This window comes from Neotamlana sargassicola, assembly GCF_020523965.1.
GTDB lineage: Bacteria > Bacteroidota > Bacteroidia > Flavobacteriales > Flavobacteriaceae > Neotamlana > Neotamlana sargassicola.
Genome location: NZ_JAJAPX010000004.1, coordinates 63731 through 74764, shown reverse-complemented (window position 1 = coordinate 74764; position 11034 = coordinate 63731). Strand labels below are relative to the sequence as shown.

9 protein-coding genes are annotated in these 11034 nt (G+C 32.3%); 4 read left to right on the top strand and 5 right to left on the bottom strand.

From position 1 onward, the window contains the following. The first annotated feature begins 22 nt into the window (after nt 1–22). Nucleotides 23–1414: an exopolysaccharide biosynthesis polyprenyl glycosylphosphotransferase gene (locus LG651_RS10630; protein ID WP_226696108.1), complete on the top strand. Its 1392-nt coding sequence runs from the start codon at nt 23–25 to the stop codon at nt 1412–1414. 118 nt (nt 1415–1532) lie between these two features. Here LG651_RS10630 and LG651_RS10625 read toward each other — a convergent pair whose 3' ends face one another. Both LG651_RS10625 and LG651_RS10620 read right to left on the bottom strand, forming a co-directional pair. Then, nucleotides 1533–2705, bottom strand: coding sequence for a lipoprotein N-acyltransferase Lnb domain-containing protein (locus LG651_RS10625; RefSeq protein ID WP_226696107.1), 1173 nt, complete (start codon nt 2703–2705; stop codon nt 1533–1535). 16 nt (nt 2706–2721) lie between these two features. Beyond that, nucleotides 2722–3792 carry a putative type IX sorting system protein PorV2 gene (locus LG651_RS10620; protein WP_226696106.1) on the bottom strand — a complete coding sequence of 357 codons (1071 nt, stop codon included), beginning with the start codon at nt 3790–3792 and terminating at the stop codon, nt 2722–2724. Nucleotides 3793–3907: 115 nt separating this feature from the next. On the opposite strand from LG651_RS10620, the gene LG651_RS10615 reads away from it, so the two are divergent. Continuing rightward, nucleotides 3908–4609 carry a CDP-alcohol phosphatidyltransferase family protein gene (locus LG651_RS10615; RefSeq protein WP_226696105.1) on the top strand — a complete coding sequence of 234 codons (702 nt, stop codon included), beginning with the start codon at nt 3908–3910 and terminating at the stop codon, nt 4607–4609. Nucleotides 4610–4618: 9 nt separating this feature from the next. Beyond that, complete coding sequence (locus tag LG651_RS10610) at nt 4619–5425, top strand: TerC family protein (protein WP_226696104.1); 807 nt, start codon at nt 4619–4621, stop codon at nt 5423–5425. Between the two features lie 572 nt (nt 5426–5997). On the opposite strand, the gene lptB is transcribed toward LG651_RS10610, so the two are convergent. From lptB to LG651_RS10595, 3 genes are read right to left on the bottom strand one after another with little or no spacing between them, the layout of a single operon-like run. Further along, nucleotides 5998–6738, bottom strand: a complete 741-nt coding sequence (lptB, locus tag LG651_RS10605; protein WP_226696103.1) for an LPS export ABC transporter ATP-binding protein — start codon at nt 6736–6738, stop codon at nt 5998–6000. 27 nt (nt 6739–6765) lie between these two features. After that, nucleotides 6766–7590: a twin-arginine translocase subunit TatC gene (tatC, locus tag LG651_RS10600; protein ID WP_226696102.1), complete on the bottom strand. Its 825-nt coding sequence runs from the start codon at nt 7588–7590 to the stop codon at nt 6766–6768. Next, on the bottom strand, nt 7590–8555 hold the full coding sequence (locus LG651_RS10595) for a KpsF/GutQ family sugar-phosphate isomerase (RefSeq protein WP_226696101.1): 966 nt from the start codon (nt 8553–8555) through the stop codon (nt 7590–7592). Before LG651_RS10595 ends, tatC begins: the two co-directional genes overlap by 1 nt. Nucleotides 8556–8737: 182 nt before the next feature. On the opposite strand from LG651_RS10595, the gene recQ reads away from it, so the two are divergent. Next, nucleotides 8738–10939, top strand: coding sequence for a DNA helicase RecQ (recQ, locus tag LG651_RS10590; protein ID WP_226696100.1), 2202 nt, complete (start codon nt 8738–8740; stop codon nt 10937–10939). The last annotated feature ends 95 nt before the right edge of the window (nt 10940–11034 follow it).

The window sequence follows — 11034 nt, the reverse complement described above, 5'->3', positions numbered from 1 at the left end:
TTATTAAAACCAACTCTAATTAATGGCGAAAAGCAGTATACATTTTAATCTTTCTGAGCGTAAAATTTTATTACGCGTTTTCGATGTGTTATTTATACTGTTTTTCTTATTTTTTGTGAGTAATACTTTTGCTTTTGATTATTTTACAATAACCCAAGATAAATGGGCATGGGTAGTGGTTTTAATTATTTATGTTTCGGTATTTGGAAGCATTTTCGAGATGTACGATTTACAAAAATCAAGTAAAATTGAAAAAATATCATCAAGTATTTTCTTTACGGTTTCCATTACCGTATTGTTTTATCTTTTAACACCGTTTTTTACGCCGGAATTACCAGATAACCGACTGCAAATTGTGTTCTTCTTTTTTTCCATGCTGTTGGCCTTATTTGCATGGCGATTTATTTACAGCAATTTTATAGAATCACAACGATTTTTTAAAAGGGTACTTGTTATAGGTGAAATTTCGAATATTCAAACCATTATTGAAGCTTTTAAAAAGTCTGATCCTAATTATAAAATTGTGGGCTTTATTAATTGTGAAATGGATAACCAAGAATCGATTAAATTTAAAGGGATAAAAGAATATAATCCAGATCAAATTCATGACGTAATAACTAGGGAAAATGTTGGAGAAATTGTTATTGCAAGTTATAATTCTGAAAATATAACATCCGATATTTATTATACATTAATTAGGTTGTTAGAGTCGGGGTTTCCAATAAAAGAATATACCCAGGTTTACGAAGAATTAACGCAACGTGTACCAGTGCAATTTGTTGGGAAAGATTTTTATAAGTATTTCCCGTTTAGCAGGAGCAATCAAAATAAGTTGTACTTGTTTTTTCATCGTATGTTCGATTTGGTAGTTTCTTTTATTGGTGTTGGTGTAGCCTTACTTTTTTTACCACTTATTTTAATAGGAAATACTTTTGGCAATCGTGGAAGATTGTTTTATACGCAAGAGCGTGTGGGTAAAAATGGTAAAATGTTTAAAATAATTAAATACCGAACCATGATTGAAAATGCCGAAACTAAAGGCGCGGTTTGGGCACAAAAAGGCGATACAAGAATTACGCCTTTCGGAAAATTTTTAAGATATTCTCGTTTAGACGAAATGCCTCAATTTTTAAATATTTTACGTGGTGATATGAGTTTTATAGGCCCCAGACCTGAACGTCCATTTTTTGTTAAAGAGCTGTCTCAAATGTTACCATTTTACGAAACAAGACACATTGTAAAACCAGGTTTAACAGGTTGGGCACAGGTAATGACTCGCTATGGCTCTAGTGTAGATGATAGTTTATTAAAACTGCAATACGATTTGTATTATATAAAGCACAGAAGCTTTTTGTTGGATTTTATCATCTTAATTAAAACCTTTAGTACTGTTATTTACTTTCGGGGGCAATAAGGTAGTTTTGTTAGTTGTTAGTTGTTAGTTGTTAGTTGTTAGTTGTTAGTTGTTAGTTGTTAGTTGTTAGTATTGTCAACAATCAACATAAAGCAAACAACAGACAACAGACAACAGTCTACAGTCTAGAATAATGTTGCGATAGAAATAAATATCGAATAGCTAAAGCAATTAGTACAGGAAGCAGAGCAATAGCAAATACTTGAACTCCAATAACCCAATGTAAGGTTAAAAGGCATAACATAATAATTAAAAACTTAATATAGCTTTTAAACCAAGAGCTTATTTTCTTTTTAAAAAACTGCCCAACAACAAAAAGGTTTAAAGCAAATGCCCACAATAAATTATAATTGTTTTGAGTACTTTGGTGGTTTGTCGCAAACCAAAGAAGTAAAATTAGCACGCCAACCAACCCTGTAATAATAAACAAACTAATGTCTAACCATTTGCTTTGTCTATTATTTTTAAAGTCTTTATAAGTAATTATAATTATAAACAAACTAATAATTCCCAGAACAAACAAAGGGCTTGTAATTAATGAATCGGTGCCTTTTGTAGGTTTTTGTTCGAAAAGTAAATGACTTTCTTTTACTAAAGGCATTCCATTATTGATGGTGGCATTTTCAAAAAATAGATGTATGTTTTTTGGAAGAAACATGTGTTCTTCTGGAGTAGCGGTTTGATCGATTACGCTTCCTAAGGCGATATCTATTCCTAAACTTCCCCAAGTGTTTCGGTTTAAATTTTCTTGAATGAGGCTTCTAAAAGTGGCTTCAGTATAGTTTTCAGGAAGGTTAAAAACGATGCTATTGTTTGTGTTTGTTTGTGCAACATCTTTAATTTTAGTCGCACAATTATCGAAAAAGAAATCGTATAAATAAGCCCTGTTTTCTGGTTTATAATTGTTTACTAAATAATTATAAAGCGCTTGTTTTTGATGTTGTTTTAGGTTTAAAACTTGTTCTTTTAACGACCGGTTGTAATAATCTCGATAAATTAAATAAAACCTATTAAAGTTAGTTTTACTAATAAGGTAATTAAGTTTTCCTTGAGCAAATTTTAAATAAAAGTTTGGGGCATCAAAATCGTATTCACCATAACCATATGTTACATCTAGTTGTAATGCTGGATCTTTAATTCTAAAAGCGCTATGGCCAAAGGCATCGCTTAAATTACTACCAGGACCAACCGTTAAAACGCTAATTTCTGCTTGATTTGTTAAAGTTAAATTTTGCCCAAAACTGGCATTAAACAGGTAAAAAGTAAATAAAAGCAGTAGAGTTTTCTTCATTAAAATTAATTTTCGTTTATCTAAACATACTAAAATCGAGCTTTAGGGAAAACACGTTAGAGTATAACGCCACACTTTGGTCCCCAATATCGGTAAAGGCATAATCTATTTGTATGCCACTGTATTTAAAACCTAGTCCAAATGTTGGCTGAAAGCTTAATTGTTGGGTATTATCGATTTGTAATTCATTTTGAAAATTGCCCATTCCTGCGCGTAGGTAAACCATATCGATATAACCAAACTCGAATCCTAAAGCCGGATTTATACTCGCAACCGAAGTTGAAATTATATCGTTGTTTTCTTCAAATCTAACATTAAGGTTAAATGCTGTTAACAGCGTATAGTCATAATTAAAATCAACTAATTTAGATACACCAATTTGTAATTTAGGAATTGTAATTTCGGTAGTTTCTGGTAATTCTTGGTTTTGGCCTTCAACCGCATCTTGCACTGTAGCAAATTCTTCTTCGTCAATAGCCCAAGCATTAAAAGTGGTTGTAATATCACGAGCCATAATACCAAATTTCCAATTATTGTTGGATTCAAATTGAATACCGGCATCTAAACCAAATCCCCATGACGATGCAAAATCGCCAATAATACGTCTTATAATTTTTGCATTTACGCCGTAATTTAATCCGTTAAGCGGTAAAGCTCTGGCGTACGAAATGGTGAATCCGTAATCGGCAGTAGAAAAAAGGCTAATTCTATCGTAATTTATATTGCCTTCATCATCAATAAGTTGTGTAGTGTTTAAAATGTCATCTACAGCAAAACGAATTAACGAAATTCCAACAGCACTTTGTCTGTCTAAAGGCATAGCATAAGCAATATAATCGTAGTTGGCAATATTAGCGAAGTAACTGGAATGCATTAAAGCTAATTGGTTGTCTTCAAGTTTTAATAATCCTGCCGGATTCCAATAACCAGAATTTACATCGGCAGAGTGAGAAGTAACAGCGTTACTCATTCCCAATGCAGCAGCATCAACACCAATATTCATAAACTCGTTTGAATATTTTCTAGTTGTTTGGCTATAAACTAGTGTAGATATTACTATTAAAAATACGGTTATGTTAGTTTTCAATGCTAATTTTTTACAAAGATGCACATAATATTTAAACCTATAAACTTGAATTTTTTCTAGTTATTGTTTTAGACGAAATTTGTTTACTATTTTTACAATCCTAAAAATTACTTAGATGAAAAAAGCCATACCAAACGCCATAACTTTATTAAATTTATTTTGTGGATGCATTGCGGTAATTTTTGTAATTAATAATCACTTTGTTACGGCTGCACTTTTTGTGTTTTTAGGTATATTTTTCGATTTTTTTGATGGCTTTGCAGCAAGAATACTTAACGCACAGAGCGCATTAGGGCTTCAGTTAGATTCTCTTGCCGATGTTGTTACAAGTGGTTTAGTTCCCGGTTTGGTAGTTTATAAATTGTTGCAAATTGCCGAATTAAGTTGGGACGAGTACCATTTAGTACCTTATTTTGGTTTAGCAATTACCTTAGCTTCGGCGTACCGCTTAGCAAAATTTAATATTGACGATGAGCAGCAGAGCTATTTTAAAGGGTTGCCAACCCCTGCAAATGCTCTATTAATTGTATCGCTGCCTTTAATTTTAGAATATCAAAATAGCGACGCCATGAATGCTATAATTCTAAATAAATGGTTTCTTTTTGGAATAACTATACTGAGCTGTTATTTGCTAAATTCAAATATTAAATTGTTTGCTTTAAAATTTAAGGATTACAGTTTTACAAATAATGTAACACGATACGTGTTTCTTTTGCTTAGTGTAGTTTTAATAATTGTTTTACAATTTGCAGCCATTCCATTAATCATTTTACTATATATTAGTCTTTCAGTTTTAAATAATTTTTCATCAAAATAAAAGCCATTTATGTTAGAAAACATTTTTACACTTTTAATGCTTGTTATGTTGCAAGCAGTATTAGGGTTCGATAACCTGTTGTATATTTCTTTAGAAAGTAAAAAAGCTCCCGAAGACCAACAAAAATCTGTTAGAAAAAAGGGGATTTTAATAGCCATTGCATTGCGTATTGTTTTGCTTTTTGTATTAGTTTCTGTAATCGATTTTTTTCAAGAGCCTTTTTCTTTTTTAACAGCCGAAATAAAAGACATTGCAAAATTTGCGTTCAATGGGCACAGCTTAATTGTTTTAGCTGGTGGCGGATTTATAATTTACACAGCCATTAAAGAAATTTGGCATATGATTTCTATAAAAGATTTTGATAATCATGTTGAAGATGGTGATTCAAAAAGCAAAAAATCAGCGAATGCCGTTATTACTAGTATTGTTATTATGAATTTAGTGTTTTCGTTCGATTCTATTTTAGCAGCTATCGGGTTAACTAGCGATATTGAAAATAACACAACCGCGTTTATAATTATGGCAATAGCTATTGTTTGTAGTGGATTATTAATGTTACTTCTTGCCGATAAAATTTCGGTATTTTTAGCTAAAAATCGCATGTACGAAGTTCTTGGTTTATTCATTTTATTTATAGTTGGAATAATGCTAGTTACCGAGGGCGGACACTTAGCGCATTTAGAATTATTTGGAAACCACATAGTGCCAATGAGTAAAACAACCTTTTATTTTGTATTATTTGTACTTATTGTTGTAGATGTGGTTCAAGGCCGATACCAAAAGAAACTGTTGGCAGAACAGCAAAAAGGTAAGTAAAAATTAGATATCATATTTTAAAAAAAAGCTCACAGTAAATGGTGAGCTTTTTTGCTTTTGGTAAACAAATTTAATTGAATTTATATAGAAGTTAAACCTTATTGCAGATAAACGCTTTTTTATTTGAATAAAACAGTATATAATAAAGTTAAAAAGCAAATTGGTACTAATAAAATGGTTAAAGAATAAAAGGAATAATAAAAATGATGCTTTTTAAAGTTACCTCTGTTTTTCACCCAAATACCATCGGATAATACGTTTTTGTAAAGTTGAAAAGGTTCTTTTTTAAATATTTTTTCAAATGAAATTGAAATGAATTTCAAAATAATAATAAGTACCAGAGGAAGCGCCGTGAAAAAAATGCATTCAAAATTTTGTAAATAGTTCCAGTTGAAGATTTCCATAATACAGCCAATGGAAAACATAAAAAGAGCAACTTTTGTGTAATTAAACAGATGTTTTTTCTCTTTTAAATCTTCGCTGCAAGTTAGAATGACTAGGCTAAAAATTTGAAATAGAAACAAAATCATGTAAAAATAGATTTCGTTTAATTTCATAATAAAGTAATGAATTTAGTCTCTAATTTTCTTTTTACGAAGCTCGAAGTTTTGACCTAAATAAACTTTTCTAACCATTTCGTCGTTGGCTAATTCTTCCGGTTCACCAGCTTTAAGAATACTACCCTCAAACATTAAATATGTTCTGTCGGTAATTGCTAGAGTTTCCTGTACGTTATGGTCTGTAATTAAAATACCAATATTCTTTTTAGTAAGTTGTGCAACAATACGTTGAATGTCTTCAACAGCAACTGGGTCTACACCGGCAAAAGGTTCATCTAATAAAATAAAACTAGGGTCGGTCGCCAAAGCACGAGCAATTTCTGTACGTCTACGTTCGCCACCAGAAAGTAAATCGCCTCGGTTTTTTCTAATATGGCCAAGACTAAACTCTTCAATTAACGATTCCATTTTATGCAATTGCTCCTTCTTGCTAAGTTTTGTAAGTTGTAAAACGCTTAAAATATTATCTTCAATACTTAATTTTCTAAAAACTGAAGCTTCTTGAGCTAAGTAGCCAATACCATTTTGTGCACGCTTGTACATGGGGTATTTTGTAATTTCTGTGTTATCTAGAAAAATATGGCCACCATTAGGTTTAATAAGTCCAACAATCATGTAAAACGATGTTGTTTTTCCAGCTCCATTAGGTCCTAATAGTCCAACAATTTCACCTTGTTCTACTTTAAGTGAAACATCTTTTACAACTTTTCGTCCGTTGTAGGACTTCATTAAATTATCGGCTCTTAAAATCATAATTACAATAACGTAAAAATTAATTAATTATTTGAGGCTTTTTTCTGCTTTACGCTGATTTCTAACAACTATTTTAGAAATGTAAATACTAACCTGATATAATATTAAAATAGGAATAGCAACAATTACTTGGCTTGCAATATCTGGTGGTGTTATAATTGCAGAAAGAATTAAAACAATAACCAAAGCATATTTTCGGTAGGTTTTTAAGATTTCTGGGGTTACCAAGCCAACTTTGGTTAAAAAATAAATGATGATTGGTAACTCGAAAATTAAACCAGATGCTAATGCCGATGATCTTACCAAAGCAATATAAGAACTAATATCTATTTGGTTATCTACGACTTCTGAAACACTATAATTCGCTAAAAAGTTAATAGATAGCGGTGTTACAATATAATACCCAAACAACACACCAATAAAAAATAGAAGCGAAGAAATAATAATAAAACCGCGTGAATGTTTACGTTCGTTTTCGTGTAATCCAGGGCTAATAAAATGCCAAAGCTGATAAATTACATATGGAAACGAAATAATAAAACCACCCAAAATAGCCGTCCATATATCGGCCGAAAATTGTCCTGCCATAGTACGGTTTTGAATAATCATTGGTATTTCTTCGGCGCAAAATGTGGTATCGATATTAATAAAAGTGGCCATCTCACATAAAAAGTGATATGTTGGAAATGTCATTTTTAACGGAGCAAAAATGATATCGTCGAAAATAAATCGACTAAAAATAAAGGCTAAAGTTGCCACAATAATAACTGCAATGCAAATACGAATTAAGTGCCAGCGTAAATCTTCAAGATGATCGAGAAACGACATCTCGTTTATGTTTTTTTGAGCCATTAAATTATTCCTTCTTTTATTAAATCGTGTAAATGTACAATACCGGCATATTTACCATTATCTTCTACTAATAATTGGGTAATGTCGTGAATTTCCATGGTTTCTAAAGCATCAACTGCCATAGCATCAATATTTATGGTTTTTGGGTTTTTACCCATAATATCTTTTGCCGTAAGCATGGAAAAATCATCGGTTTTACTAAGCATTCTACGTAAATCGCCATCGGTAATAATGCCAATAATTTTATCATTTTCAACAACAGCAGTAACACCTAACATTTTAGCCGAAATTTCTACAATAACATTTTTTATGTTTGTATCTCCACTTACTTGAGGTTTTTGGTTTTCAGTCGAAATATCTTTTACTCGTAAATATAGTTTTTTGCCTAAAGCGCCACCTGGATGGTATTTTGCAAAATCTTCGCTTGAAAAGCCGCGTAAATTTAATAACGAAATAGCTAGAGCATCACCCATAACTAATTGTGCCGTAGTACTTGTGGTTGGCGCTAAATTATTTGGGCAGGCTTCCTTTTCAACAAAAGTGTCTAAAACATATTGTGCTTGTTTTGCCAGAAAGGAGTTTTTATTTCCCGTCATGGCAATCATGCTATTTTCACCACGTTTTATTAACGGAACTAGAACCTTAATTTCTGGTGTATTACCACTTTTAGAAATGCAAATAACAACGTCGTCTTTTAAAATAAGTCCTAAATCGCCATGTATAGCATCGGCCGCGTGCATGTAAACGGCAGGAGTGCCAGTAGAGTTTAGCGTAGCTACAATTTTACTAGCAATAATGGCACTTTTACCTACTCCGGTTATAATCACGCGACCTTTAGAGTTGTATATAAGTTTTACAGCCGCTTCAAAGTCTTTAGTAACTAATTTCGAAAGATTTAAAATAGCATTTGCTTCGGCTTCAATAGTGCGTTTGGCTATATCAACAATTGATGTTTTATCGTTCAAAGTTTAATATTTTATTGCGTTTTTAAAGATTTTGTTATCTTTATAGATGCACAAATTTAATTTTTATGTAAATTAGATTTTCGATACAAAACTAACGAAAAAAACTATGAGGGTTCTTCAAATGTATTATTTAATTTCATAGTACATTTTGTAATTAAACGTTAAATTAATTTAAACAATTCATGTCTGTAGACAAAACTGACTTACAAGCTTCACTTAAAAAATATTTTGGGTTTAGTAAATTTAAAGGTCTTCAAGAAAATGTTGTAGAAAGTATATTATCAGGAAAGCATACGTTTGTAATAATGCCTACTGGTGGTGGTAAATCCTTGTGTTACCAGCTTCCGGCGTTAATGCAGGAAGGTACGGCTATTGTTGTATCTCCTTTAATTGCTTTAATGAAAAACCAAGTTGATGCCATTCGAGGTGTTTCTAACCAAGAAGGTATAGCACATGTTTTAAACTCATCTCTCAATAAAACAGAAGTTAAACGTGTTAAAGAAGATATTGTAAACGGAGTAACTAAATTGCTTTATGTGGCTCCAGAGTCGCTTACTAAAGATGAAAATGTCGATTTTTTAAGGTCGGTTAAAATTTCGTTTTTGGCCATTGACGAAGCCCATTGTATAAGTGAGTGGGGGCACGATTTTAGGCCAGAATATCGAAATTTAAGAAGTATAATTGCACGTATTGGTGATAACATTCCTATTATTGGTTTAACTGCTACGGCTACGCCAAAAGTTCAAGAAGATATTATAAAAAATTTAGGAATTTCTGGAGCAAATACGTTTAAAGCGTCTTTTAACAGACCTAATTTATTTTATGAAGTAAGACCTAAAACTAAAACGGTTGATGCCGACATTATTCGTTTTATAAAGCAAAACGAAGGTAAATCGGGCATTGTATATTGTTTGAGCCGTAAACGTGTTGAAGAACTTGCACAAGTACTTCAAGTTAATGGTATTAACGCTGTTCCTTATCATGCTGGTTTAGATGCCAAAACGAGATCTAGTCATCAAGATAAATTTTTAATGGAAGATGTAGATGTTGTTGTAGCAACTATAGCCTTTGGTATGGGAATAGATAAGCCCGATGTGCGTTTTGTAATTCATCACGATATTCCCAAAAGTATAGAAAGTTATTACCAAGAAACGGGTAGGGCAGGACGTGATGGTGGCGAAGGCCATTGTTTAGCTTATTATTCGTATAAAGATATTGAAAAACTCGAAAAATTTATGTCGGGTAAACCTGTTGCCGAGCAAGAGATTGGGCAAGCGCTTTTACAGGAAATGGTAGCTTTTGCAGAAACTTCGGTTTCACGCAGAAAGTTTATTTTGCATTATTTTGGTGAAGAATTCGATAATGAAACGGGCGAAGGTGGCGACATGGATGATAATGTTAGAAACCCTAAAAAGCAGCATGAAGCTAAAGACGAAGTTAAACTGCTTATAGAAACTGTTTTCAATACTAACGAAAAATACAAATCGAAAGATTTGGTTAACGTATTAGTAGGAAGCGAAAATGCACTAATTAACTCACACAAAACCAATGAGCAACCATTTTTTGGTGCCGGTAAAAATCAAGAAAAAAAGTATTGGATGGCGTTGCTGCGACAAGTACTTGTTTCGGGACATTTAAGAAAAGATATTGAAACCTATGGCGTTATTAAATTAACCGATTTAGGTAAAGCTTTTATAAGTAACCCGAAGTCTTTCATGATGACCGAAGACCATGAATTTACAGAAAATCAAGACGATGCCATTGTAACCAATACAAAAAGTGGAGGTGCTGTAGCCGATGAGGTTTTAATGTCGATGCTTAAGGATTTAAGAAAGAAAAATGCCAAGAAACTTGGTGTTCCGCCTTTTGTTATTTTTCAAGATCCTTCTCTGGAAGATATGGCACTTAAATACCCAATTTCGTTATCCGAACTAGGTAATGTTCATGGAGTTGGCGATGGTAAAGCAAAAAAATATGGTAAAGATTTTGTAGCGCTTATTGCAAAATATGTTGAAGACAACGATATCGTAAGACCAGACGATTTGGTTGTAAAATCTACTGGAACTAATTCTGCGAATAAGTTATATATTATTCAGAATATCGATAGAAAGTTACCGCTCGAAGATATTGCTTCGGCGAAGGGGTTAACTATGGCCGATTTTATAAAACAAATGGAAGCCATTGTTTATTCTGGCACTAAACTTAATATAGATTATTGGATAGACGATATTTTAGATGAAGACCAACAAGAAGAAATTCATGAATATTTTATGGAGTCGGAGTCAGATAATATAAACCTTGCCATCGACGAATTTGATGGCGATTACGACGACGAGGAATTGCGTTTATATCGTATTAAGTTTATTAGCGAGGTAGCGAATTAAATATTGTTTTTCTAAGAGTTATTGAGTTTTAATAGTATAATTTAGGCGGTTTTGTTTGCTAAATAAAAATGGATTTATAGCTTGGTTTTTAACTT